At 71.3% G+C, this 24920-nt stretch carries 17 protein-coding genes and 1 riboswitch; of the genes, 7 read left to right on the top strand and 10 right to left on the bottom strand.

Going from position 1 to position 24920, the window contains the following annotated elements; translation table 11 throughout:
• Nucleotides 1–16: 16 nt before the first annotated feature.
• Together N8J89_RS16495 and N8J89_RS16490 are read right to left on the bottom strand one after the other, a co-directional pair.
• Nucleotides 17–871 (bottom strand): ABC transporter substrate-binding protein, encoded by an 855-nt coding sequence (locus N8J89_RS16495; RefSeq protein WP_283665231.1) that lies wholly within the window; start codon nt 869–871, stop codon nt 17–19.
• On the bottom strand, nt 868–3624 hold the full coding sequence (locus N8J89_RS16490) for a prenyltransferase/squalene oxidase repeat-containing protein (RefSeq protein ID WP_283665230.1): 2757 nt from the start codon (nt 3622–3624) through the stop codon (nt 868–870). Before N8J89_RS16490 ends, N8J89_RS16495 begins: the two co-directional genes overlap by 4 nt.
• A gap of 97 nt (nt 3625–3721) precedes the next feature.
• Nucleotides 3722–3844, bottom strand: a riboswitch (cobalamin riboswitch).
• 138 nt (nt 3845–3982) lie between these two features.
• Here N8J89_RS16490 and N8J89_RS16485 point away from each other — a divergent pair.
• Both N8J89_RS16485 and N8J89_RS16480 read left to right on the top strand, forming a co-directional pair.
• On the top strand, nt 3983–5452 hold the full coding sequence (locus N8J89_RS16485; RefSeq protein ID WP_283665229.1) for an FAD-dependent monooxygenase: 1470 nt from the start codon (nt 3983–3985) through the stop codon (nt 5450–5452).
• Nucleotides 5453–5698: 246 nt separating this feature from the next.
• Nucleotides 5699–6502, top strand: a complete 804-nt coding sequence (locus N8J89_RS16480; protein ID WP_283665228.1) for an SDR family NAD(P)-dependent oxidoreductase — start codon at nt 5699–5701, stop codon at nt 6500–6502.
• Nucleotides 6503–6598: 96 nt separating this feature from the next.
• Here the strand turns inward: N8J89_RS16480 and N8J89_RS16475 are convergent, their stop codons facing one another.
• Complete coding sequence (locus N8J89_RS16475; RefSeq protein WP_283665227.1) at nt 6599–7048, bottom strand: GbsR/MarR family transcriptional regulator; 450 nt, start codon at nt 7046–7048, stop codon at nt 6599–6601.
• An 80-nt stretch (nt 7049–7128) separates the two neighbouring features.
• On the opposite strand from N8J89_RS16475, the gene N8J89_RS16470 reads away from it, so the two are divergent.
• From N8J89_RS16470 to N8J89_RS16455, 4 genes are all read left to right on the top strand, one after another.
• Entirely contained in the window at nt 7129–7989 is an 861-nt protein-coding gene (locus N8J89_RS16470) for an ABC transporter ATP-binding protein (RefSeq protein ID WP_283665226.1), read from the top strand.
• Entirely contained in the window at nt 7986–8696 is a 711-nt protein-coding gene (locus tag N8J89_RS16465; protein ID WP_283665225.1) for a fluoroquinolone export ABC transporter permease subunit, read from the top strand. Before N8J89_RS16470 ends, N8J89_RS16465 begins: the two co-directional genes overlap by 4 nt.
• Before the next feature lies 1 nt (nt 8697).
• Nucleotides 8698–9450 (top strand): Rv2686c family ABC transporter permease subunit, encoded by a 753-nt coding sequence (locus N8J89_RS16460; RefSeq protein WP_283665224.1) that lies wholly within the window; start codon nt 8698–8700, stop codon nt 9448–9450.
• A gap of 227 nt (nt 9451–9677) precedes the next feature.
• Nucleotides 9678–10172 carry a MarR family winged helix-turn-helix transcriptional regulator gene (locus N8J89_RS16455; protein ID WP_283665223.1) on the top strand — a complete coding sequence of 165 codons (495 nt, stop codon included), beginning with the start codon at nt 9678–9680 and terminating at the stop codon, nt 10170–10172.
• Between the two features lie 188 nt (nt 10173–10360).
• On the opposite strand, the gene N8J89_RS16450 is transcribed toward N8J89_RS16455, so the two are convergent.
• The 6 genes from N8J89_RS16450 to N8J89_RS16425 are packed head-to-tail and all read right to left on the bottom strand — an operon-like array spanning nt 10361 to nt 19862.
• A complete protein-coding gene (locus N8J89_RS16450; RefSeq protein ID WP_283665222.1) occupies nt 10361–11446 on the bottom strand; it encodes an IS630 family transposase in 1086 nt (361 codons plus the stop codon).
• A 42-nt stretch (nt 11447–11488) separates the two neighbouring features.
• Nucleotides 11489–11779, bottom strand: coding sequence for a hypothetical protein (locus N8J89_RS16445; RefSeq protein WP_283665221.1), 291 nt, complete (start codon nt 11777–11779; stop codon nt 11489–11491).
• Nucleotides 11780–11820: 41 nt separating this feature from the next.
• Nucleotides 11821–12120, bottom strand: coding sequence for a hypothetical protein (locus N8J89_RS16440; RefSeq protein ID WP_283665220.1), 300 nt, complete (start codon nt 12118–12120; stop codon nt 11821–11823).
• Between the two features lie 17 nt (nt 12121–12137).
• On the bottom strand, nt 12138–15968 hold the full coding sequence (locus N8J89_RS16435; RefSeq protein ID WP_283665219.1) for an SGNH/GDSL hydrolase family protein: 3831 nt from the start codon (nt 15966–15968) through the stop codon (nt 12138–12140).
• Nucleotides 15969–15978: 10 nt separating this feature from the next.
• Nucleotides 15979–19386: an RICIN domain-containing protein gene (locus N8J89_RS16430; protein WP_283665218.1), complete on the bottom strand. Its 3408-nt coding sequence runs from the start codon at nt 19384–19386 to the stop codon at nt 15979–15981.
• 20 nt (nt 19387–19406) lie between these two features.
• Complete coding sequence (locus tag N8J89_RS16425) at nt 19407–19862, bottom strand: RICIN domain-containing protein (protein ID WP_283665217.1); 456 nt, start codon at nt 19860–19862, stop codon at nt 19407–19409.
• Between the two features lie 152 nt (nt 19863–20014).
• On the opposite strand from N8J89_RS16425, the gene N8J89_RS16420 reads away from it, so the two are divergent.
• Nucleotides 20015–23800: a WD40 repeat domain-containing protein gene (locus tag N8J89_RS16420; RefSeq protein WP_283665216.1), complete on the top strand. Its 3786-nt coding sequence runs from the start codon at nt 20015–20017 to the stop codon at nt 23798–23800.
• A 408-nt stretch (nt 23801–24208) separates the two neighbouring features.
• Here the strand turns inward: N8J89_RS16420 and N8J89_RS16415 are convergent, their stop codons facing one another.
• Nucleotides 24209–24577 carry an HD domain-containing protein gene (locus tag N8J89_RS16415; RefSeq protein WP_283665215.1) on the bottom strand — a complete coding sequence of 123 codons (369 nt, stop codon included), beginning with the start codon at nt 24575–24577 and terminating at the stop codon, nt 24209–24211.
• Nucleotides 24578–24920 lie beyond the last annotated feature (343 nt).

Here is a 24920-nt window from a genome sequence, read left to right as displayed (position 1 = left end):
GGAGAAGGTCACCGGGTCAGCCCGCGTCACTCTCGGCGCGCCTGCGCCGCCAGGCCACCGTGCCCGCGCCCAGTACCAGCGCGATGACCACGCCGATGCCGATGAGGGTGGTCGCCGGGATGCCGCGGTCCGGTTCCTCGGCGCCGGCGCGGACCCCACCGGTCCAGGACGGTGTCGGCGCGGCCACGGAGCTGGTCGCGCTCGGCGGGGCCGAGGACTCGGTGCTACTCGGCGGTGTGCTGGTCTCACTGGTGGCGCTGGGTGACTCCGCCGATGTCGGCGGGGCGGAGGCATTCGACGTGAGCGGCGCGTCCGGTGTCCGCGACGGCCTGGGTTGCGCTGGTGGCGGAACGGGCGGAGGCGGCTGCTGCCGGGTGGACTCCTGGCGCGGCCGGACCGGGGCCAGGCGTGGCGGTGGGTTGGTCTCAGCGGTGCGGTCCTTGGAGAAGGACCATCCCTCGAAGCTGCCCAGCGGCGGTTTGCGGTTCATCACGCCGTACTGGCTGTAGGTCCACTGCCCGCCCTCCGGAGCGTGCCAGTAGGACCAGTAGGCGGTGGCCGGGGGTGTGTCGATGCAGGCTTCGGCCTCGGGACCGGGTTTGCCCTCGATGCGGCAGACGAAGGCCTCGCCCCAGCGGTTGGTGCCCGCGATGCGGATGCCGGCGTTGCGCAGTGCGGCGTGCCCGGTCTCCTGCTCACCGACGGCGCAGCGCACGATCGTGGAGCCACCGAGTTGCTGGAAGTCGATGATGACGGTGACACCGTTGCCGTCCGGGCAGTGGCCGGGACGGCCCGCGGCACTGGCGACGGGCGCCATGCCCGCGAAGACCAGGAGGGTCGTCGCGAGCACGACGGTGAGGCGGCCGATCATGCCCGGCGCCGCCTACGGGTCACCAGGACCAGGGCCATCCCCAGGCCGAGCAGCAGCGCGCCGATGAGCAGGTGCGTCGGCGCCTCCACCCCGGTGCGGGCGAGGGCGACCGGCCGGTACTGGGCGGCGGTGGCGGCGGTGGCGCCGGGTGCGGGCTGCGGGGCGTCCGGACGCGGTGGTTCGGGCTCCTCGGTGGCTGGGGGCGGCGGTTCGGTGCTGGTCGGTTTTGGTGGGGCGTCGACCTTCTCGGCGGGTTTCACCGGCCCGCCGTCGTGGGTGAGGAACGACTTGCCCGCAGTGGCTGGCAGCGCCTGCGCGGAGGCGAGCAGGTTGCTCTCACCGCCGGGGTTGAGCGGCAAGCCGCCATCCTGGCGCTGCAAGGACAGCAACCAGTCGCGGCTCTTGGCCGCGTCCTGGCGCACACCGAGCAGACCCATCGTGGCGTAGGCGGTGCTGTTGACGTTCTCCCCGCCCGGACCGGTCCAGGCGCCACCGGCCTGGCGAGCGGCCTCCAGGGCACGCACTGTCGCGGTGAGCGCGGCCTTGCGTTCCTGGCTGAGCGAGCCGCCGACCCGCGGCACCGCGTTGAGCGCCTGCAACGCCAGGCCGGTGGCATCGGCGGTGCCGATGGCGCAGCCGTCCGCGCCGGGGAAGCCCACCGGCACGGTGTTGTCCTTGCACCGCGCCGCGATCAGCGCGGCCGCCGCCTTGTCGGCGCGCGCAGTGTCGCCGGCCGCGGTGAGGGCGAGCACGCCAAAGGACTGGCCGAAGGTGTTGGCGTTGTTGCCGAACTGGCTCACATTGGCGAACCGACCGTCCGGGCCCTGGAGCGCGCTCAGCTGAGCGATGAGGTCCACGCCGCCGACCTTGCGCGGGTCCTTGCCCGCCAGCGCGAACAGCAGCGCCAGCTTGGCGGTCGCCCCGGCGTAGCGGCCGTTCGGGTCGAACGGACGCCCCTGGGTGTAGGCGGTCACGCTGTCCGGCTTGTCCAGGAAGGCGAGCACCTTGGTGAGGCTGCTCTGCTGGCGGCCGGAGAGCAGCAGGCCGTAGGCCACGTCGGCGGTCTGGCCGTAGTCGATGAAGGACTGACCGCCGCTGGTCACCTCGACGTGGTCGCCGTTGACCAGCTTGCCGGTGAGGTACCGCGCCAGCCTGGTGTTCGGGCCGGCCGCGGGCTGTTCGGGGCCGAGTTCGCCGAGCGGGGCACCGGTGAGCACCAGGACGGCCTGCGCGGTCGCGCGCCGCCAGGTGTCCCGGCGGCCCGGCAGGGTCGGGAAGCCGTCGCGGACGGCCTCGTCGAAGGTTTCGCGGTTCCACGCGATCGCCCCGGCCTGCGCGGTGGCCTTGCCGCCGTTGTCCTGGGTCAGCTGCAGCGAGCGGACGAACGCGGCGGCGCGGTCGGCGGACTTCGCGCGGCCGCCGGCCAGCAGTGCCTGTCCCGCCAGGCCGGTGCTGTTGGTGTTGCGGGTGTTGGCAGTGGTGGCCGAACCACCGAACCCGCCATCCTCCCCCTGGATGCCCTCCAGCCAGTTCAGGCCCTTGGTCGCCGCGTCCGCCGCGCCCTTGGCACCCGCCTTGGCCGCGAGCAGGAGGGCCTGCACCGCCATGCCCGTGGAGTCGGGGTCGAGCACCGCGCCAGGCTGGCCGTCGCAGGCGGGGCCGGTCGCGCCGAACTGGGTCCAGGACAGGCGGAACCCACCGGCGGCGCACTGCTGCTTGGCGAGGAAGTCGACCACGTGCTGTGGCGCCCCGCCGGAGCGGGCCAAGCCCAGCACGGCGAAGCTCAAGCCGAAGGTGTTGGTGGGGTTGCTGGGCATGTCCTTGTCGAACAGTTGCCCTGCCCACTCACCCGCCTCCGGGCCGTTGATCAGGTTCAGGGTCTCCTGCCGCAGGTCGAGGCCGCCGAAGTCGGTGGCATCGGCCCCGGCGGCGACCGCGCCGAAGAGCAGCTTCGCGGTCTGGCCGCCGATGCGGCTGGTCGGCAGGCCCCACTGGTCACCGGTGTAGTTGCGGGCGTTGCCCGCCAGCGCCGCGGTCAGCCGCTGCCGCGCCCCGGGGTCGGCGTCGGTGGCCGCCAGGCCGAGCAGCGCGTCCACCGACAGGCCGAGGTCCGGTGCCGCCTCGGGCCCGGCGGGTCCGGGCAGCAGGTCCTTCACCAGCTGCCCGGCCAGCCACTTCGCCGCCTCGCCGCTGCCCCGGGTGGGCTCGTCGACGGCCGCGGGCTTGTTCTTCGCCGTGGCCCGCTCGACCGCGGGCGCGGGACGGACCGGGGCCAGGCGCGGCGGCGGGTTGGTGGTGGAGGTCTTGTCCTTGGAGAACGACCAGCCCTCGAAGCTGCCCAGCGGCGGCTTGCGGCCGGTCGCGCCGAACTGGCTGTAGGTCCACTGGCCCCCGTTGCTCGCATGCCAGTAGCCCCAGTAGGCGTTGGCCGGCGGGGTGTTCACGCAGGGCTCGGTGTCCGAGCCGGGTTTGCCCTCGATGCGGCAGACGAACGCCTTGCCCCACCGCTGGGTGCCCTCGACGATGAACCCGGCGTTCTCCAGCGCCGCCAGCCCGGACTCCTGCTCGCCAGGAGCACAGCGGATCTGGGTGTCACCGCCCAGTTCCTGGAAGTCGACGACGACGGTGACACCGTTGCCGTCGGGGCAGTATCCGGCACTGCCCTTGACCGAGGGGTCAGCTGAGGCGACGGCCGAACCCGATAAGAGAAGAACGCAGGTCAGCGCCACAAAGCGGCGCAACACAGTTGACATCCCCAGTGCCTTCCTCGCGGTGGTCAGCCCGGAAGGCACACGTGGGCCAGAAAGTCCACGGGACCGTTCCGACCTCACCCTGCAGTCCTCGACAGATGAAGCCGCGCAGCCCCGGACGGGTAATCCGGCTCGCGATCCTCGCGGATCGCTCACGGTTGCGGGTCAGCGCCGGACTTCCACCGGCTTCCCCCGCCCCAGGACCAAGGACTGACTGTACGAGCACCGTGGCGACAGGGACAAGGACCGAACGGATCAGCGGATCACCGGTCGCCCGCGCCCATCACTCGGCGGGAGCTCTTGGCCCCATTTGACAGACCATCGCGCGTTAGTGCCTAACATGTTATCAACTAACATTGGAATGTCGATGGTCGAGAATCCGGTGATCGTGGTGGGCGCCGGCCCCACCGGACTGACCCTGGCCTGCGGGTTGCGGGCCGCCGGGGTGCCGGTGCGGGTGCTGGATGCCGCTGACGGCCCGGCCACGACCTCGCGGGCGCTGGGACTGCAACCGCGCGGGGTGGAGGTGCTCGACCGGCTCGGCGCGCTCGCCGACCTCCCCGCGCGGGCCCTCCCGGTGCTCAACGTCGACATCTCAGTCTCCGGCCGGATGCTGGCCCAGCTCCGGGTCGGCCAGCAGACCCGGCTGGGCGGGCAGCCCGGCCTGCTGATGTCCCAGGCCACGATCGAGGAGGCGTTGCGCGCGCGGCTCGGTCAACTCGGCGGCATCGTCGAGTGGGGACAGGAGGTGACCGATCTTGACCAAGACCCGGGCGGCGTCGCGGTGCGCGTGGGCGCCGAGGTGCTCCGGGCGGGCTGGGTGGCAGGCTGCGACGGCGCGCACAGCCGGGTGCGCAAGGCCGCGGGGATCGACTTCCCCGGGGTGCCGCTGGTCGAACGGTTCCTCATCGCCGACGTCCGGGCGCCACTGAAGCGTCCCCGGGACGCGGCTGCGGTGTGGTTCCGCGGACTCGACATGCTGGCCGCGTTTCCGTTGCCCGGCGCGGACCTGTGGCGGCTGATGACCCCGGCCCCCGCCGATGCCGCGATATCACCAGAGGAGCTGCTCCGGCGGCGGCTCGCGCGGGAGACCGGGGTGGCGGTGCGGACGGTGGACTGGTTGTCCACCTTTCAGATCCAGCGACGGCTGGCCACCACCTACCGGCGCGGCCGGGTGCTGCTGGCCGGGGACGCCGCGCACATCCACAGCCCGTTGGGCGGGCAGGGCATGAACACCGGCATGGGTGATGCGGAGAACCTGGCCTGGAAACTGGCCGCGGTGGTACTGGGCCGGGCCGGGGAGCCGCTGCTGGATACCTACCTGGCCGAGCGCCGTCCGCTGGCCGCCGAAGTGCTGCGCAACACCACCGGCGCGACCAACGTCCTGTTCAGCTCCGGCCACCTGGCCCGGCTGCTGCGGGAACTGCTGGTCGTGCCGGCCATGCGGTTGTCGCTGGTGCAACGGCGCATCGCCGAGGGCGCCTCGCAGCTGACCATCTCCTACCGCGGCGGACCGCTGGCACCCGCCGGTCCTCGCCGCGGCGGGTTGCGCCCCGGCGACCGGGTGCCCGATCTGACCTGCTGCCGCGCGGATGGCTCCACGACCCGGTTGCACGCCGAGCTCGGCGGCCGGTGGGCGCTGCTTGCTCCCACCGCCGCACCCGTCACGGCGACGCGGGACTGGCTCGGGGACCTGCTGACCGAACTCACCTGGGACCGGCACGAGCTGGCGCTGGTGCGCCCGGACGGCCATCTGGCCTGGCGCGGCACCGACACCGCCGGGCTGACCCGATGGCTGGCCCAGACGCTGAGTCGACCCGGGCCGCGCTAAGTCCGCGTAAGTTCGACGACCGCGATCTTGCCCGCGCGACCGGCGCAGGATTACCTGGGTCCATGGGATTTGGCCTCGTGGTCGCGCACGTGCAGGGCGTGCGGCATGACGACCAGCCGCCGAATCTCCAGCCGGCCGGCCGCGCGGCTTCGCACGCCTGCGCGCCGGTCGGCGGCTGAACCAACTCTCCTCCTTCCCTGTTCCAGCGCGCCTTCGCGCGCTCCCTCTGTCCTCTGTGGATGGTTGATGTCCGACTCACCGATCATGCTGGTGACCGGTGGCAGCGACGGAATCGGCTTCGAGACCGCGCACCGCCTGCTGGCCGCCGGGGCCACCGTCATCCTGCACGCCCGCACCGCCGAACTGGCCGAGCTGGCCACCGAACGACTGGTCGAGGCGGGCGCCGAACCCCTGCGCCTGCACCAGGCCGTCGCCGACTTCACCCGGCTCGGCGAGGTCACCGAGATGGCCGCCCAGCTCCTGGCGCGATACCCGAGACTGGATGCGCTGGTCAACAACGCCGCCACCGCGGGGCCGCCGCACCGGCTGCTCACCGAGGACGGTCACGAGGTGACCTTCCAGGTGAACTACCTGGCCGCCTACCTGCTGACCCGCTCTCTGGAACCGTTGCTGGCCAAGGCTTCGCGCGGCCGGGTGGTGAACCTGTCCTCCTCGCTGCATCGCGGTGGCAACCTCAACTTCGCCGACCTCGACCGTGCCAGGCGCTATACCAGGGGCGCGGTCTACGCCCAGTCCAAGCTCGCACTGACCGTGTTCACCACCGCACTGACCGAGGCCGGACGTCCAGCGGTGAGCGTGCACCCGGGCATCATCAACACCTCGCTGCTCAAGCACTACAGCTACCGCGGCAGGCCAGCCGCCGACGGCGCGGAGCCGGTGGCGCACCTGGCTTCGCCACACACCGCGGTGCTCGACGGCGGCTACTACGAGGGCCGGGTCCCGGCCAAGCCCGCCCCGGTGGTGGGCGACCGGCGGGCTGCGCTGCGGCTGTGGAAGGTGAGCGCCCGGCTGACCGGGGTGAGCGCCTGATGTTCCAGCGCACTCCCGGCTGTCAGGGCTGCTGACAGTCGAGGGCGCGGCGCGGTTCCACCGGACTGGGGCCGGTGGAACCGCGCTTCGGCGTGCTCAGGCGCGGGATTCGTGCCAGCGCTGGATGATCGCCGGCAGCTCGGCCATCAGGTAGGCGTAGAAGTCCCGCATCTCCGCCAGCCTGCGCCCGGCGATGCTGTCCTCGCCCACCACCGCGATGCCCTCCTCGGCCGCGTCCTGCATCACCTGGACGATCTCGTTCTGGCCGGACATCAGGATCGCCCACGCGCCCTCGCGGAACCGGAAGTGCTCCCGCCTGCTGCCCGGCGCGGGCACTCGCTCGATCAGGCCGACCATGGTCAGGTTCTTGATCGCGGTGGACACCGTGCCGGGACTGATCCGCAGCCGCTCGGCCAACTCGCCCGCGGTGATGGTCTCCTGCTCGGCGAACAGCAGCGCGCTCATCACCCGCGCGGTCATCCGTTGCAGGCCACCCTTGCTCAAGGTCAGCGCGAGCTGCTCGGCGGCATCCATGGTGTCCGTCATCGATCTTCCTCTCCACGTTCGACGCCACCTTAACAGTTCCCAATGTTTCCAAAAGTGCGAAAACTCAGTACGTTCGACACATGACAGTGATCGCGGTCGACGGGCTGACCTTCACCTACCCCGGCAGCGCGCACCCCGCGGTGCGCGGCATGGACTTCACCGTGGGGCGCGGCGAAATCTTCGGCTTCCTCGGCCCCAGCGGGGCAGGCAAGTCAACCACGCAGAAGATCCTCATCGGACTGCTGAGCGGGCACGGCGGCTCGGTGTCGGTGTGGGGCCGAGAACCCGCGGCCTGGGGCCAGGACTACTACCGCAGGGTCGGCGTCTCCTTCGAGCTGCCCAACCACTACCAGAAGCTCACCGCGCTGGAGAACCTCGCGTTCTTCGCCGCCCTGCACCACGGACAGACCAGGGATCCCCTGGCGCTGCTGGACTCCGTCGGCCTGGCCGCCGACGCGCACACCAGGGTCGCCAAGTACTCCAAGGGCATGCAGATGCGCCTGGTCTTCGCCCGCGCCCTGCTGCACAACCCGGACCTGCTGTTCCTGGACGAGCCGACCTCCGGCCTTGACCCGGTCAACGCCCGCCGGGTGCGCGAGCTCGTGCTGGCCGAGAAGGACAACGGCAAGACGATCTTCCTGACCACACACGACATGGCCACCGCCGAAGCGCTCTGCGACCGGGTCGCCTTCGTAGTGGACGGCCGGATCGTCGAGCTGGGCGCACCCAAGGAGCTCATGGTCGCCCGCAGCAGGCGCGCGGTGCGGGTGGAGTACCGCGCCGGATCGGGCTTGGCCGGACAGGAGTTCCCGTTGGACGGGCTGGCCGACAACCCCGGCTTCCTCGACTTGCTGCGCACCGAACACGTGCAGACCCTGCACAGCCTGGAGGCCAGCATGGACGACGTCTTCGTCGAGGTCACCGGCCGGAGCCTGACGTGAGCCGCCTCGGCGCCGCGCTGCGGCTGGAGGTGACCCTGCAACACCGGTACAAGTTCCTGCACGCCGCGCTGTTCTCCGGCCTGCTCTGGCTGGCCCTGCTGCTGCCCCTTCCGCCGGGACCGCGCCGCGCGGCCGAACCCTACGTCATCCTCGGCGACCTGATGATCGTCGGCTTCTTCTTCGTGGCCGCCGCGGTCTTCTTCGAGAAGGGCGAGCGCACCCTGTACGCGGTGGTGGCCACTCCGTTGCGCTTCACCGAGTACCTGGCCGCCAAGGTGGTCGTGCTGACCGCGTTGTCGGTGCTGCTGGCGGTGTTCGTGGCCACCGCGACCAGCGGACTGGACTACCACCTGCCGCTGCTGCTGACCGGCGCCGCGCTGGGCACGATCCTGATGCTACTGCTGGGTTTCCTGACCGCGCTGCCCTTCCACTCGGTCAGCGACTGGTTCCTGCCCGCGGTGTTCCCGATCGCGCTGTTCAACCTGCCGATCCTCGGCTACTCCGGCCTGTGGGACGCCCCTGTCCTGTACCTGCTGCCCACCTACGGCCCGTTGTTGTTGCTGGGCGCGGCCTTCGACCAGTACCAGCTGGCCGGCTGGCAGCTCGCCTACGGCCTGGCCTACCCGGTGCTCTTCGCCGCGGGCATGTGGCTGCTGGCCCGACGCCTGTTCGACCGCTACCTGGTGGCCCGCACCGGAGGTGCCTGAGATGCCCGGATTCCTCACCGCCCTGGCCCGCAACGACATGCGCGGGGCCAGACGAGACCTGCTGGTGAGCGGAGTGCTACTGGCCCCGCTGGTCTGGATCGCCGCGGTCCGCTTCGGCACGCCACTGGTGACCCGCTTCCTCGCCGAGCGCTACCGGTTCGACCTGGTGCCGCACTACCCGCTGGTCCTGGTCGGATTTCTGTTGCTCACCAGCGCGATCGTGATCGGCGCGGTGGTCGGACTGCTGGTGCTGGAGGAGCGGGACGCGGGCACGCTGATCGCGCTGCAAGTCAGCCCGCTGCCGATGCGCGCCTACCTCGGCTACCGCGGCCTGCTCGGCGTCACGGTCACCGCGGTCTACGTGCTGGCCACCATGTCGGCCAGCGATCTACTGCCCTGGCGGCTGCTGCTCCCGTTGGTCCCGATCGCGCTGCTGACCGGGTGCTCCGCGCTGGTGGTCACGCTGGTGATCCTGCTGCTGGCCAAGAACAAGGTAGAAGGCATCGCGGTCGTGCGGGCGCTGGGCATCGTGGTGGCCGGCCTGCCACTGCTGCCCACCTTCCTGGACACCGACTGGGACCTGGCCTTCGGACTGGTGCCCAGCTACTGGCCGGCCCAGGCGTTCCTGACCGCGGCCGGCGGCGGTGCGTGGTGGCCCTACCTGGTGGCCGGCTTGGCTTATCACGGCCTGCTCATCGCGTTGCTGTACCGCGGACTTATCCGCGGCGGCAGCGCACCGCGACCCGAGGCCTGAAGTCTACCCGCACTTGCACTTTGAAGTGGCGATACGAGGAGTGCGACGTGCCTCGACTACGGACCGGGCTGACCACCGCCTGGGAACAGCCGACCGCTGCCGAGCAATCAGCGGCCCAATGCTGCCGGTGGCGCCGTGTGCCTGCATTGGTCCACCGGTTCGCCCCGCTCCTTGCCCCTTGCGCGGCGGTCCCACCTGGTGCCCGCAGGCGGTGAGGCGGCAGCGCCATGACCCCGGCGTTGACGCCACCCCCTCCCGAGTACCTGACGGGGATGCTCGCCGAAGCGGCCGAGCTCCTGGAAGTCCGGTGGGAACGCGCCGGTGATCCCTCCCCGGCGCCACTGTCGGTGTCTCAGATCCGCAACCTCTACGTGCTCGAACGGGCCGGCGTCATGAGCCTGCGCGAACTGGGCGAGGCTCTCGGTCCCAGCCCGCCGTCAATGAGCCGGCTGTGCGACCGGCTACAGACCATCGGGTTCATCGAACTTCGCCAGAATCCTGCGGACCGCCGGGAACCGGAGATCCGCATCAGCAAGACGGGCCGGACCTACTTGCGCGAGGTGCGGGTGCGCAGGCAGTCAACGATCGCCGAACTACTCACCGCGGTGCCCGCCCCGGCACAGCACGCCCTCTGTACAGGGCTGAGACACTTCCTGGCTGCGGAGAACAGCTCGAGACCCCAGCTGAACCAGCACCGCGCAGAAGACACCGATGCGACCTAGGCGCGCTCCGTCACATCCGTGCCGGAGCGACCGGGCACGCGCTCGGCGCGATCTCACCTCCGCTCCGCGTCACCGCCTTCGCTCCACGCAACGCGGTTTGACAGAGAACTTCGCGGTGGGTGGGTGCCCGGTGGTGGCGCCGGTGCACGGCGGAAAGAGTCCTCTCGCCGTGCACCGGCCAGCCAGGACTAGTGTCCTGAGTTGTTAATTCGTGTGCAGTAGCGGGCGATGGAGTCCAGGATCTGGGCGGCGGTCTTGGTCCAGACATAGGGCCGGGGATTGTCGTTCCAGGTCTTGATCCAGGCCCGGATATCGGCGTTGAGCGCACGGACGCTGGTGTGACTGCCGCGCTGGAGTTTCTTGGTGGTCAGCTCGGAGAACCAGCGTTCGACGAGGTTGAGCCAGGAGCTTGAGGTCGGGGTGAAATGCACGCTGAAGCGCGGGTGGGCGGCCAGCCAGCGCTTGATGACCGGTGTCTTGTGGCTGGAGACGTTGTCCAGCACCAGATGCACCCCCAACTCGGCGGGGACCTCGTTGTCGATGACGGTCAGGAACTTCTTGAACTCGATCGCGCGATGCCGTGCGTGCAGCCGCCCGATGACCTTGCCGGTGGTGATGTCCAGCGCCGCGTAGAGGCTGGAGGTGCCATGCCGGATGTAGTCGTGACTGGCCCGCTGTGGCGTCCCGGGCAACAAGGGCAGGATCGGTGCGGTGCGGTTGAGTGCCTGGATCTGGGATTTCTCGTCCACGCACAGCACCGCCGCCCGTTCCGGTGGCGCGAGATAGAGACCGACCACGTCTTTGACCTTGTCCACAAACAGCGGGTCCTTGGACAGCTTCCAGGCTTCACGCCGGTGTGGCTGGAGTGCGAAGGCGTTCCAGATCCGGGAGATCGCGGTCTGAGTCAGGCCGGAGGCAGCGGCCATCGAGCGGGTGGACCAGTGCGTGGCGCTGGCCGGGGTGGACTCCAGCGTCTTGGTGATCACCGCCTCGACCTGCTTGTCGGTGATGGTGCGGGGGCGGCCGGGGCGTGGCTCGTCGAGCAGGCCGTCCACTCGGTCGGTGTGAAACCGTGAGCGCCACTTCGCGACCGTGCCGCGCTGGATTCCCAGCTCGGCGGCGATTTCGCTGTTGGAGCCGCCTTCGGCGCACCGCAGCACGATCCGTGACCGCAGCGCCAGCGCCTGTGCTGTCTTCCGGCGCCGTGCCCAGCCCTCCAGCATGTCTCGTTCGTCGTCGGTGAGGACTAGCTCAGGCAGCTTCGGGTTCGGCATAGGAAACCCTATCCCCTGCACGCGAACTAACGACTCAGGACACTAGGTCCCGGTCACCACCCACCAGTTGGTCGCGCGAGTGCCGTCCGGGCACAGCGCGACGGACCTCGCGATGTCACCCGGCGGCAGCATGGCGCCGAAGTAGTAACCGCCGTTCGTGCAGCGGGCCGAGGCCATGAACTTGTACTTCGTCCGGCAGTGGGCCCAGGAACCCGTCTGTGTCGCGGTGAAGCCGCCACCGCACTCCGGCGGCACGGTGCCGTCAGGGCGGGCCGAGGCTGGTACGGCGAGCAGGCCGAAGGTCAGCACACCGGTGAGAGTGGACGTGATCAACCGAGTAGCGGTAGTGCTCATCGTGTTCCCCCGTTGTGTGATCAGTTCCAGCAGGGTGCCGAGGTGCGCTGCAGGCCGCCGCCCCACCAGCCGGTGGCCCCGGTGGCCGACACCCGGATGTAGCGGTACTTGTTCACCACGGTCCCGGTCGCATGCACAACGAGCACACCGCTGGCCAGCCAGTCGCCCTGGCTCCAGTTCTCCGTCAGCAGGTGCCTGCCCTCGGTGGTGCGGTACTGGCAGTAGGTGTCCGCGGCCCCGGCCTGCGCGGACGGGCCAGCCGTGGTGAGCAGCGCGAGTGCGCCAAGTGCCGCGGTGACACCGCGAAATCCGTTGTTCATCACTTACCCCCAGTGGGTCACTTGTTTCCCGAATAGCCGGTTGTGCGCAGTAGCTCTTCCACCGCCCGGGCGTACTCCCGCCCGCCCTGCTGGTTGGGGTGGAAGCTCTCGCGGCTCAGGCACGAGCCGTTCTCCCAGGGCCAGCACAGCAGGCTGGCCTTGTCGCCGGCGTGGAAATCCCCGCCGCCGCGCGGGCCCTTGCTGAACCCGTTGATCCACTCCTGGTCGTCGCAGGCGGCGTGCCGGTCGAAGACGTCCTTGACCCGTACGTAGTCGATCCGCGCGCCCTCGGCCTTGAGCTGCTGCACCGCCTGGTACTGCTGCTCGGCCATGTAGCTGGCCAGCGACTCCAGCTGGCCGGCGTCCCGGGGGTCGATGAGGAACCCGCCGAGCCCGCAGCCCTTGGCCGTGCTGACCAGCTTCGGATAGCCCACCAGCAGGATGCGGGCGTTGACGGCCAGCGGTGCGGTGCGCACCTTGCGGAGCAGCTCCTTGGTCCTGGCGATGTTCTGGTCGATCTTCGCCCGGTACTTGACCAGGAAGGCCTCGTCCCAGCAGCTGCCCGCGGCGCACTCCCGGAGCGCGCTGGAGTAGGCGTCGTTGTCGTTGCCGCCGATGGTCATGGTGACCAGCGTGGTGTTCTCGTCGAGCACCCCGGAGGCGAGCTGGCTGATCTCGTGGAACTGCCCCTCCCCGTCCTGGTACTCGCCCGGGTGGTCCCAGGAGTTCGGCCGCCAGCCCGTCAGGTTCGTCGTCTTCGCGCCGGAACAGGCCACGAAGCCGAGCTCGGTCGACGTGCTGAACTGGTCGGAGAGCTGGCCCGTCGGCGCGGTGGCGCCGGGCAGCGTCATCACTCTCGGCCAGGCCGAAGCGCTGCGGCGGCAGGCGTTCCAGCGCGGGTTGCCGTGGTTGTCGTCGCTCTCGGTGGCGTAACCGCCCATGCCCTCGCCCGAGCTGTAGGAGTCGCCCAGCGCCGCCACCACGTGCTGTGGTTTGCCCGGCAGCGGCTGGATGGCGATCGCGTCCCAGGCGATGTCGTCGGTGCCCCGGCCGTCGAGGGTGTAGTTGGCCAACCGCACGCGGGGCACCCCGGCGAACTGGTATACCCCGGCCGAGACCCACCGGTTGGCCTCAACGCCCTGGGACAGCACCCGGCGCCGGTCGAATTCGCCGCTGCCCCGGTCGATGAGGTACTGCGCCTGCTGGGTGTGGGCGCCGTGGTCGGGCAGGTGTACCAGGACCCTGGCCCAGCCGTGCACGGCCCGGCCCGCGTTCCAGGTGCCGGTGACGCCGAGCTTGGCGCCCTCCGCGTCGTTGCCTCTGGTGTGCGCGAACCAGAAGTGCCCGCCGAAGCCCGCGCCCAGCTGGTGGATGTCCACTTTGGCCGAGCCCGAGGCGAAGTCCAAGGTGAAGTCACCGCTGTCCTGCCAGGGGCGGCCGCAGTCCGGGCGGATCGAGGTCGCGCGTGTGTTGTCCACGACGATCGCACCGGCGGGCAGGCCGTCCGCGCGGCAGTTCGGCGGGTAGCTGGCCCCGTCGTCCTGGTAGGCGTAGCCGGGGTCGAAGCGCAGCAGTTCGTTGCCGCACATCTTCGGGCACTCCTTCCAGGACACCGGTTCGTGGTACCAGCACTTGAGGTCGAAGTAGCCGTCGGTCTTGTGCGCGCACGGCCCTGCTGGCTCGCCGCGCACGTCGTCCTTGCCGCCCGGCGGGTTGCCGGGGTAGTTCGGCACGTGGCCCTTGCCCGGTTCGCACTGGTTCGACTGGTCGCAGAACAGGTACCGGGGCGGTTTGGCCAGCTCGCGGTACTGCGCGTCGACCCACCACGCCTGCCGGTACCCGGCGACGGGCTTGTCCGGCGCCTCGAACGTGTTGAGCGGGTGGCCGGCCCAGCCGATCACCTTCTCCGGGTACGGCCAGTCCTGCGGGTGGCGGGCGTCGTCGTAGCTGTACTCCAGGAACGGCGGCCGGTCCGGCTTGTACCGGGGGTTGGCCGGGTTGTTCAGCCAGCCCAGCCCCCACGGCGAGCCGTCGCCCTTGTTCGCGTAGAAACCCGAGTTGTAGGCCCACACCGCGAAGAACCAGTTCTCGATGTGTTTCGGGTCGCCGCCGTTGACCGTGAGCCCGGCCTTGCGGGTCTCGTTCCACTTCTGGCCCAGCAACCGCACGCCCGCGGCGACGTTGGCCGCGAAGTCCAGGGCCACGGCCCGCTGGGTCTCGTACGGCAGCGCGGTCTCGCCGGGCTTCTCCTTGCCCGCCAAGCGCATGCCGTCGGTCATCTGGGTGACGCCGTAGCCGCAGTCGGCCTTGTCCCAGTGGATGTCCCAGTCATCACCCTTGTTGTCGTCGTAGATGGCGCGGCCGTAGAAGTTGCCGATGAGCGGGTTGGCGGTGACCCCGGGCATCGCCGCACCGGTGGCCTGCCACATGTTCGACTCCTGGGCGGCGATGCCCAGCGCGATCTGCGCCGGGATCGCGCCCCCGCCTTCCAGCGGCGGCAACGGGAACAGCGACTGCGGCGAGTAGGCGGGCATGCCGAGGCCCTTCCAGTTCGCCTCGCGCCGGAGGGTGAGCGAGGACCGGACGGCCTGGTCGACCGCCCACTCGATCTGCCTCGGCTTGGGCTGCACCGCCTGGTCGCGCAGGCTGCCGCGGGGCACCGAGCACCACCGGTCGGCGTCCACGGCATCACCGGAACCTCGCGCCTGCTGCTGTCCTGGCGTGGACCGCGCCGCCCGGCCGTTGCCCGCCTTGTCCGCGACCGCGCCGGCCGGGTGCACCTGGAACGCGAGGTCCTTGCCCGGGCCCGTCGACCTGGCTTCCAGCCGCAGGGCGCGGGCGGAGACGTGGTCGGCGGGTGCCGGTGCGCTCACCCGGATGAGCGCCAGCTCGCCGTGGGTGGAGGGCTCCGCCCCGGCGGGCACGTCCAGCTTGCGCACGCTGCCCGGCAGTCCGGTGACCTGCTCGGCTGCCCCGGTCAGGAACACCCGGCCGCCGCTGCCCGCCTCGACGCTGATCTTGGAGATGGCGCCAGAGGCGAGCGTGGCCGGTTGCCCGCTCCCGGCCGCGCGCCGGACGAAGGCCCGGTCGGCGGACAGATCCTGGAACACCACACCGCCGTCGGCGTCCGGGACCAGGTTGAACGGGGTGCTTGCGGCAGGCGCGAACAGCGTGCGCCTGCCGTCCCCGGCCACCCGGACCAGGCTGTGGCTGTCCGCGGCGATGATCCCGTCCTTCGTGGGCACCGCCGAGGTCAGTTGTCCGGGCACCTCCACCGGCGCGGCGACCGCACCGGTGGCGGCGTCCAGCGCGATCACCCGGGTGCGCTCCCGCTCACCGGTGATGCTCTGGGTCACCACCGCCGACTCCCCGGCGCCGCAGCCGGGGCTGAAGTAGGCCAGCGTGCCGCGCACCTTCGGTTTGGTCACCGCACCGGAGGTGAGGTCGACGACGGCGACGAAGCCGCCGCGGGCGGACATCTCCTCCTCGTTGGTGAACGAGCGCGGCGCGTAGGTCACCACAAGCCGCTGCCCGGAGGCCGTGAGGCAGGCGTTGCCGATCCACTGGTCGACCTCGAAACCCGGCTCGGCCAGCGTGGTCGCCGTGCGCCACGCGTAGCCGTTGGCCGCGTCGGCCACCAGGACGTGGAACCCGTCGGCGTCCCCGGCGGTCGTCCACGCCCGGTCTCCGGAGTTTGCCCAGCCCTTGCCCAGCAGGGTGTTCCGCTGGGCAAGGGGGACCTCCGCCGCCGGAAGAGGCGTCTGGCCGGCGGCCGGGGCCGCCGCTGCGGCGCTCGCCGGTAGCGAGGTGGCCGTGAGCGCCAGGCTCACCAGAACCGCGTCCCACATCCGTGCTCGATCACGCATCATCAGCCGTCCAGAAGAAGTAGCGAGGTGCGTCGGTGCCCGGCATCTCGGCCAGTTGAACCACTGTCCCGTCCCCGGTCGAACCGCCGCGCGGAATGAGGGCCAGCGGGCTCGAGGTCGGCACCAGCCCGTGCTCGAAGGAGCTGGCAGGGCCCACGTAGAACTTCCAGGTGACGGCGTGGTCGGCGCTGTCACACGGCACCTGCACGGCCTGGGTGGCCGGCACACCCCGGGGCCGCACACCGAGGCACAGACCGCTGTTGCGGTTGATGACCCGGTAGTGCGGGCCCTGGTCCTCGCCTGTGCTGGGGCCGTTGTGGCTGAAGCGGAAGGCCCACGTGTCCGGGAAGGAGTGCGCGCAGGTCCGCTGCACGGCGGGTGCGCCCACCGCGCCGGAGTTGTCCTGGATCACCAGGCACTTGTCGGTGCCGTTGTTCCGGATCCGCTTGATCACGTCGTCCGGCACCTCGTTGGGCGACAACGGCGCGAACGCCACCGCGTCGAAGGCCACGTTCTGCGTGACGGGTACTCGTGCGGCCACATTGGACAGTCGCACCCTGGGGAAGTTCTTGTCGTCGAACATGAATCCGCCCAGGTACACCCAGCGGTTGCCGCTGGTGGTGGTGACGGGTTCGTTCTGGGCGTTGGGCGCCGTGCCCGGGGCGTCCTTCTGCCGTACGGTGCGCTTCTGCACACCCCAGGCGCTGTCCACCTCGTAGGTCACCTCGGCGTTGGCCAGGTGGTCGGGGACGTGCACGAACACCTTGGCCGGGGCGTTGAGCTTGCGATTCAACGTCCAGCTGGCGCTGATGCGTTGCGGGTGCTGACCGGGGCCGCCCTGCTCCTGCCGGGTGGTGCTCCACCAGAAGTGCGCGCCGTAGCCGCCGCCGACCTGGTGCAGGTCGATCTTGGCCGAGGGCGTGCCGTACTCCAGCTCGAAGGAGCCGGAGCTGGCGATCTTGTTGCAGTTCTTGGTGCTGACCGTGGGCACGTCGACCGGGACGTTGTCGATCAGCATGAAGCTCGTCGGCAGGCCCGTGGTGACGCAGCGCGGCGGGTAGCTGATGGACCAGTCGTCCTTGCGGATCGGCTGCTCCACCGAGTACGGCGGGTCGAACCGGATGAACTCCTGCCCGCAGGTGGAATCACAGTCGGTCTTCCACGTGCTGGACTGGTGGAACCAGCACTTCAGGTCGTACTGCCCGGCCGCGTTCTTGTGGTAGCAGGGCCCGAGCGGCTCGTCCTTGACCTCCGGCGCGTTGGGCTGCACCTTCGGCCGGTCCGGGAAGCACTCGTTGCTCTCGTCGCAGAACTGCGTGATCGGCGGTTTGGCCCTCATCCGGTTGAGCACACCGGTGGTCGGGCCACCCGGCCAGGTCGCGGGCCGGAAGAACGGCACCTCCGAACCGGGGTGGTCATAACCCGACGGCGGGTTCGCCGCGAAACCGATCACCTTCTCCGGGTACGGCCAGCGCTGCGGGTACTTGAAGTCGGTCGGCTCCTGGCCGAACGGGTGCCGCTGCTGGTCGTACTTCGGGTTGACCGGGTTGTTGCCCCAGCCCAGCCCGTACGCGCCGTTGGAGTTCGGCTCACCCGGCACGTGGTAACCGGAGTTGTAGGCCCACAGGGCGAAGAACCAGTTCTCGATCTTGCTCGGGTCGTTGTTGTTGACGAAGTTGCGGACCGACTGGAGCTCGTTCCACTTGTCCTGCAGGATCCGCAGCGAGGCGGCGATGTTGGCCGCGTAGTCGGTGCCGATCGCCCGCTGCTCGGCGGCGGTTCTCGGCCGGTCGTTCGGCTTGTCCGGGTGCGGGTGCCCCGGCTTGCGCATGCCGTCGGTGACCTGCCCGACCCCGTAGCCGCAGTCGGCCTTGTTCCAGTTGATGGTCCAGTCGTCCTCCTCGGTGTCGTTGTAGTAGTTGACGCCGTAGTAGTTGCCCACCAGCGGGTTGCCGGTCTGACCCGGCAGGACGTGTCGCTTGGCCTGCCACAGGTTCGACTCCTGGCCCAGCACGCCGAGCAGGACCTGGGCCGGGACGTGCTTGCCCGCCCCGTTGTTCAGCGGCAGGGGCCAGAACATCTCCTGCGGCTTGTAGGCGCCCAGGCCGTTGGACTTCCAGCCCGCCTCCCGGGTGATCATCAGCTGGCCCTGCACGGCGGCGTTGGCGGCCCACTCCACCTGACGCGGCGCAGGCTGGTACACCTGCACCCTCGGGTCGTTGCGCTCCACTGAGCACACCGCCCCGGCGTCCACCGTGTCCAGCGCAGCCGCCCGAGCGAGCGCCGCGCCGCCACCGGGCGTGGGGCCGGGAGCGGGGCGGACGGGCACCGGTTCGACGGCGAACCGCACCGGCTTGCCGGTCTTGGTGCTGCGGATCTCGATCGTCGTCTGCCTGGTGGCCGCCATCCCCGGTGACGGGATCGGGTCCTGCTGGCCCACGATGGCCGCCTCGCCGTCGCTGGAGACCTGCGCGGAGACCGGCACGTCCAGCTTGCGCACCTCGGCGGGCAGCTCGCCCGTCGTCGCGGCGCCGGTGATGTAGACCCGCGCGCCTCGGCCGACGGTGGTGCCGATCTCGCCGAACTTCCCGGTGGCCAGGGTGGTCGCCCGGCCGCCGGCGTGCCTGCGGATCCGGCTCTCGGTGCGGTCGTACTCGGAGAAGACCACACCGCCGCCGGCGTCCGGCCGCAGCCGCTGCGCGATGCCCGCGGTCGCGGTCACCACGTCCCGCTTGCCCACCTGGCTCACCCGCTCCAGCCTGCCCAGACCGGCGACCAGCACGTCGTTGCCGCTGGGTACCGCCGAGGTGGCCTGGCCGGGCAGTTCGATGCGCGGGCTGAGCTTGGCGGTCGTCGCGTCCAGCAGCAGCACCCCGGTCTTGTCCTGGCCCGCCTGGGTGAGCGCGACCTTCTCGTCGGCACCGCACCCGGGGTTGAAGTAGGCCAGCGAGGTGCGCGCCGCGACCGGGGTCACGGCCCCGGAGCCGAGGTCGACCACGGCGGTGAACCCGCCCCGGTCGAACAGCTCCTCCCGGTTGGTGAAGGCCCGGGGCGCGTAGACCACGACCAGCTTGTTCCCCGAGGCGGTGGCGCAGGCATTGCCGATCCACTGGTCGGAGTCCAGCCCCGGCACGGCCAGGGTGGCGGTGGTGCGCCAGGTGTAGCCGTCGCGGGCGTGGGCGGTCAGCACGTGGAGGCCGTCGCCGTCGCCGACCGTGGTCCACAGGCGGTCACCGGAGCGCTGCCAGTCCGCGCCGAGCAGGGCCGCCCGCTGCTGCGGTGCGGTGGTGCCCGCCGGGACCGGTTCGGCCGTGGCGGCCGGTGGCGTGAGCGCGGTGAACGTGCTCAGCACCAGCCCGGCGACCACCGCCAGCGCGGTGCGGCCGCGATGTCGTCTCATCGGATTTCTCCAGGTCCGCTTCACAGCCAGCTCTGCTCTCTGCTGGAGTTGCAGCCCGCCACGTGCAGCGAGCCCCGGTGCTCCAGGCACTTGCTCGCCCACAGGTTGTTCAGCTGGAAGGTGCCGTCGTTCCAGCGCTTGGTGCGCCACATCGACTGCCCGCTGACCCGGCACTGCCCGCCGGAGACCCGGTCGTTGCCCCACTCGGTGCCGATGCACCGGCCGGTGGCCAGGTTCTTGAACTCGTGGTCCGGGCTACCGGTACCGGTGGACAGGACCTGCCACTGCTGGAAGTTCAGCCCGTTGCAGGGGTGCATCCGGACGCCGTACTCGATGCTGTCGTCCAGGCACTGCCCGGAGGCCTGGTTCTTGAACACGTTGACCGCCATGGGTTCCGCCGGGGCCGCCGACGCCGTGGCGAGCGGGACGGTGGCGAAGGCGGACGCGGCGAACAGGACGGCGATTGACCGCTTCATGTTGAGAATCCCCCAAGAGGCGCAGCCGCTCGGTGCGGCCGGTCGCAGACCTGTCTACCGACTGGCGGGTTGTTCACGGTCAGCGCAGACGCGTGGACAAACAATGGTGAAAAATCGAGCGATTGGTGAGGGGATCTGGGGGGGGTTGGCCGATGCCACGTGGAGAACGCGCGCTCGATGCCGGGGACACACCGGTCCTGCGCTTCGCGTCCGATTTGCGGGAGTTGCGCAAACAGGCGGGGAACCCGGTGTACCGGGAGCTGGCCAGGCGCACGCATTTCTCGGTCGCGGCGCTGTCCTCGGCCGCCTCCGGCCGGAAGCTGCCCAGCCTGGAGGTGACGCTGGCCTACGTCGCCGGCTGCGGCGGGGACACCGCGTGGTGGGAGCAGCGCTGGCACCACGTGGCCGCCGAGCTGGCCGCCGACACCCCGGACACCGCTGACGAAACGTGCCCCTACCTGGGGCTGGCCGCGTTCCAGATCGACGACGCCGACCGGTTCTTCGGCCGCGACCAGCTCGTCGACGAGCTGGTCGAGCAGGTCCAGGCCCGCCGGTTCACGGCCGTGTTCGGCGGCTCGGGCTCCGGCAAGTCCTCGCTGCTGCGCGCGGGCCTGGCCGCCCGGGCCGTGCGGTCCGGCCTCGGCGAGCACGGCCCGGAACCGGTGGTGGTGCTGACCCCGGGCACACACCCGGTGCAGGAGTGCGCGGTCGCGCTGTCCGGCCTCACCGGGGCGTCCGCGGTCGAGCTGACCGCCGAGCTCGGCGCCGACCCGCGCAACCTGCACCTGCGGATCCGACAGGCCCTGGCCAGGCACGCCGAGGGGACCGAGCTGCTGCTCGTGGTGGACCAGTTCGAGGAGGTCTTCACCCTGTGCACCGACCCGCTGGAGCGCGAGGCCTTCCTCACCGCGCTGCTGCACGCCGCCGGCGCAGAGCACAGCCGCACCCGGGTCGTGCTGGGGGTGCGGGCCGACTTCTACGGGCACTGCGGGCACCACCCCGGCCTGCGGGCGGCCCTGCGCGACGGGCAGGTGCTGGTCGGCGCGATGTCAGTCGACGAGCTGCGAGAGACGATCACCCGGCCCGCAGTCCTGGCCGGCTGCAAGGTGGAGACGGCGCTGGTCGCGCGGGTGGTCGGCGAGGCCGTCGACCAGCCGGGCATCCTGCCGCTGCTCTCGCACGCGCTGCGCGAGACCTGGCACCGACGCCAGGGCGTGGCCCTGACCACCGCCGCCTACGAGTCAGCGGGCGGCATCCGGCACGCGCTGGCGGCCACCGCCGAGAGCGTCTACCGCGACCTCACCCCGCAGCAGCAGCGACTCACCCGGCTGGTCCTCCTTCGGCTGACGGCGCTGGGAGAGGGCACCGACGACACCCGGCGGCGCCTGCCGCTGGCCGAACTCGACCTGGGCACACCCGAGGTGGGCACCATCCTGGACCGGCTCACCCAGGCCCGGCTGGTCACCGTGGACCGCGACAGCGTGCAGATCTCGCACGAGGCGCTGATCGGGCACTGGCCCCGGCTGCGGGAGTGGCTCGACGCCGACCGCGAGGGCCTGCTCATCCACCGCAGGCTCACCGAGGCCACCGGCGCGTGGCGGGAGCACCAGCACGACCCGGGCGCGCTGTACCGAGGGCACCGGCTCAGCCGCGCCCAGGACTGGGCCGAGCGCAACGTGTCCGCGCTGACCCCGGCCGAGCAGGAGTTCCTCACCGCCAGCCTGGCCGCGCACGAGGGCGAGCAGGCCGAGGCCCGGCGGCGCACCCGCGCCCTGCAACGGCTCGTGGCGTTGCTCGTGGTGCTGCTGCTGGTCGCGGTCGCGGCCTTCGGCTACGCCGCGTACGCACACCGCAACGCCTCCCGGCAGCTGGCCGCCGCCCTGGCCGAGAAGGCCCTCGCGGAGGCCGCGGTGCTGCACACGGTGCAACCGGACCTGGCCGCGCAGCTGCGGCTGGCCGCCTACCGGATCACCGGGTCCACGCAGGCCCGCAACGCGGTGCTGTCCACCCTGTCCGCGCCGCCGGTCACCAGCCTCACCGGCCACACCAAGGCCACCACCTCCCTCGCCTACCACCCGAAGGGCACCGTGCTGGCCACCGCGGGCGCGGACAACACCATCCGGCTGTGGCGGCTCGACCGCACGCCACCGGCCGAGCTCGCGGTGCTCACCGGGCACACCGGCTACCCGCACCAGATCGCCTTCAGCCCCGACGGCAGGCTGCTGGCCACCGCGAGCTGGGACCGCACCGCGCGGCTGTGGGACCTCAGCGACCCCGCCCACCCCGCCGGCCTGGCCACCCTCACCGGACACACCGACCAGGTGGAGGCGGTCGCGTTCCTGCCCGGCACCCCCTACCTGGCCACCGGCGGCACCGACCAGACGCTGAGGCTGTGGGACCTCACCACCCCGGACGCGCCCCGCGAGACCTCCCGGTTCGACGGCCAGGTCGGCCGCATCCACAGCCTCGCGGTACCGCCGGACGGCGGACCGCTGGTCAGCATCGGCGAGGACGGGTTCGCCCGGGTCTGGGACACCCCAGACGGGCAGCTGCGGCAGCGGGCGGCCTTCCGCGCCGACTCCTCGCTCACCGCCACCGCCTTCACCCCAGACGGCCGCGTCCTGGCCACCGGGGGCGCCGACAACCACCTGCACCTGTGGTCACTGGCCGACCCCGGCAACCCCCGGGAGCTGAGCTCGGTCGCCGCGCACGCCGAACCCCTCCACCACCTGACCGCCGGGCCCGACGGCCGCACCCTGGCCAGCACCGGCGCGGACAACACCACCCGGCTGTGGGACATCACCGATCCCGGCGCACCGCACGCCATGGCGGTCATCCCGGCCGCCACCAACGTGGCCGCCGCGACCTTCAGCCCGGACGGCCGGACCCTGGCGGTCACCAGCGAGGACCACACCGTGCGCCTGCACGACCTCGGCTACTACGCGCTGGGCAGGCACCGAGAGCAGATCTCCGGCACGTCCTTCCGCCCGGGGGACTCCCTGCTGCTGACCACGGGCTTCGACGGCCGGACCCGGTTGTGGGACAACACGGGCCGCGAGCTGTCCACAGTGGACGCACCAGCCAACCGGCTGACCTCGGCGGCGTTGCACCCCACCCGACCTCTGCTGGCCACCAGCTCCGAGCTGGGCACCAAGCTGTGGGACATCACCGCCCCCCGGGCCCCCGCCGAGCTGGTCCGGCTGCCCGGGGCGGAACGGGACATCGACGCGGTGGCCTTCAGCCCCGACGGCGACACCCTCGTCTCGGCGAACGGCGGCACCATCCAGCTGTGGCGCCTGGCCGACCCCCGACAGCCGGAGCTGGTCACCACCTTCACCTCCACCCGCACGACCCTGCTGAGCGCCGCCTTCACCCGCAACGGCCTGACCCTGGTCACCGGGGACAGCGCGGGCACCGTCAAGCTCTGGCACCTGGCCGACCCAAAGAACCCGGCCACGATCAGCGACCCGGCGGGCCCGCACTACGCCACGGCCTTCCACCCCGGCCGCGAGATCCTGGTGACCACCAGCACCGACGGCACCGCCCGGCTCTGGGACGTCTCCAACCCGCGCGCACCCCGCCCGGGCGCGGTGCTGCGCGGGCACCGGGTGCCGATCACGGCCCTGGCCTTCAGCGCGGACGGCCAGACCCTGGCGACGGCCGCCCCGGACGACACCGTGCGGCTGTGGCGGGTGGGAAGCGCGGCGGTGGCCGAGGAGTCCGCGGTGCTCACCGACCACAACCACACCTACAACGCCTCGGCGCTGACCTTCACCGCCGACGGCCGCCTGGCCATCACGGCCGACCGCACCTTCCGCCGCCAGCCCGTCACCCTGGAGGCGGCGGTCGAGCAGATCTGCCGCCGCTCCCCGGTGCTCAGCCCCGCAGACTGGGACCGATACTTCCCCGACCTGCCCTACGACAAGCCGTGCGCTTGAGAGCCAGGCTCTCACACCCTGGCACCTGCATCAGCTGCCCTGCCCGGTGGGCGTACCGGTCAGGACGAGGGCGTCCGCGGCAGTGTTCTCGCCCCACGGGCAGGGTCCGGCCGGCTTGGTGTCCGTCTTCGACCGCGGAGCGCGCCCAGGTCCGCGACCTCACGTTCGCCGTGCTCGGTGCCGGTGCCCGCGCTCGGGCTCGCGTCCTCGAGCAGGGTGGCCGGGCTGGTCGGCTTGGGCTGGCCACCGGTGCGCGGTCCTGGTGCTTGCCCTCTTCGGTGTCCGAGGCGTGGCCACCGTGCTTGTCTAGCCGTTGTATCGGCCCGGTGAGCAGGCCGTATGGCGCCTGGGTGAGCAGGTCTATCCATGGCCCGATGACCACGACCGGGAGGCCAGACACGCTGTTGATCAACGTGAGGCTGCCACGGCCCGCCCGCGAGCCTTGCCGAGGTGGGCCAGGACGGCCGGGGTGGTCAGCAGGGTCGCGGGCACGCCGTGGGCATCCAGCATCGACAGAACACCCAGCAGGGGGCGGGCCAGTCCGGTGGGGGCGGCCAGCAACGGTGCCACCGCGATCTGGCCCGCCAGGTCATGCCTGACCCGCGGGATCGAGCCGTCCACCGGGTAGCCGGCCAAGCGCTCAAGCTCAGCGAAGGCGGCCTGGTTCAGCCGCTGAAACACCTCGGTGATCTTGCCCAGATCGTGCAGGCCCGCCCACAACGCCACCAACCGTCGAGCATGCTCCCCGGTGATCCCCATTCCCCGCGCGATGCCCACGCTGAGTCGTCCCCGCGCAAGCGGGGGTGGTCCCGGGCACCGCCGTCGGGCTTTCGGTAGCGGTGGGTCGTCCCCGCGCAGGCGGGGATGGTCCGGTGCTGCACCGGGCGGCAGATCGCGTGGCTAAGTCGTCCCCGCGCAGGCGGGGGTGGTCCCCCGATGCGGGCGGTTTCCATCTTGGCGACCGTGCCGTCCCCGCACAGGCGGGGGTGGTCGCAGGTCCCCGGTGCCAACGGGTTCTGCGTCGTCGTCCCCGCGCGAGCGGGGGTAGTCCCCACGCTGGCGCGAGTGGCGTACGGTCTATGGGGTCGTCCCCGCGCGAGCGGGGTGATCGCGTTCCGGA

The organism is Crossiella sp. CA-258035 (assembly GCF_030064675.1).
Classification (GTDB): Bacteria; Actinomycetota; Actinomycetes; order Mycobacteriales; family Pseudonocardiaceae; genus Crossiella.
The sequence above is the reverse complement of the archived record's forward strand: the minus strand, read 5'-3'. Positions and strand labels throughout refer to the sequence as shown.

Excerpts from the sequence above, each read along its gene's own strand:
- N8J89_RS16495 (WP_283665231.1), bottom strand. The coding sequence starts at position 871 with ATGATCGGCCGCCTCACCGTCGTGCTCGCGACGACCCTCCTGGTCTTC.
- N8J89_RS16490 (WP_283665230.1), bottom strand. The coding sequence starts at position 3,624 with ATGTCAACTGTGTTGCGCCGCTTTGTGGCGCTGACCTGCGTTCTTCTC.
- N8J89_RS16485 (WP_283665229.1), top strand. The coding sequence starts at position 3,983 with ATGTCGATGGTCGAGAATCCGGTGATCGTGGTGGGCGCCGGCCCCACC.
- N8J89_RS16480 (WP_283665228.1), top strand. The coding sequence starts at position 5,699 with ATGTCCGACTCACCGATCATGCTGGTGACCGGTGGCAGCGACGGAATC.
- N8J89_RS16475 (WP_283665227.1), bottom strand. The coding sequence starts at position 7,048 with ATGACGGACACCATGGATGCCGCCGAGCAGCTCGCGCTGACCTTGAGC.
- N8J89_RS16470 (WP_283665226.1), top strand. The coding sequence starts at position 7,129 with ATGACAGTGATCGCGGTCGACGGGCTGACCTTCACCTACCCCGGCAGC.
- N8J89_RS16460 (WP_283665224.1), top strand. The coding sequence starts at position 8,698 with ATGCCCGGATTCCTCACCGCCCTGGCCCGCAACGACATGCGCGGGGCC.
- N8J89_RS16455 (WP_283665223.1), top strand. The coding sequence starts at position 9,678 with ATGACCCCGGCGTTGACGCCACCCCCTCCCGAGTACCTGACGGGGATG.
- N8J89_RS16450 (WP_283665222.1), bottom strand. The coding sequence starts at position 11,446 with ATGCCGAACCCGAAGCTGCCTGAGCTAGTCCTCACCGACGACGAACGA.
- N8J89_RS16440 (WP_283665220.1), bottom strand. The coding sequence starts at position 12,120 with ATGAACAACGGATTTCGCGGTGTCACCGCGGCACTTGGCGCACTCGCG.
- N8J89_RS16435 (WP_283665219.1), bottom strand. The coding sequence starts at position 15,968 with ATGTGGGACGCGGTTCTGGTGAGCCTGGCGCTCACGGCCACCTCGCTA.
- N8J89_RS16430 (WP_283665218.1), bottom strand. The coding sequence starts at position 19,386 with ATGAGACGACATCGCGGCCGCACCGCGCTGGCGGTGGTCGCCGGGCTG.
- N8J89_RS16425 (WP_283665217.1), bottom strand. The coding sequence starts at position 19,862 with ATGAAGCGGTCAATCGCCGTCCTGTTCGCCGCGTCCGCCTTCGCCACC.
- N8J89_RS16420 (WP_283665216.1), top strand. The coding sequence starts at position 20,015 with ATGCCACGTGGAGAACGCGCGCTCGATGCCGGGGACACACCGGTCCTG.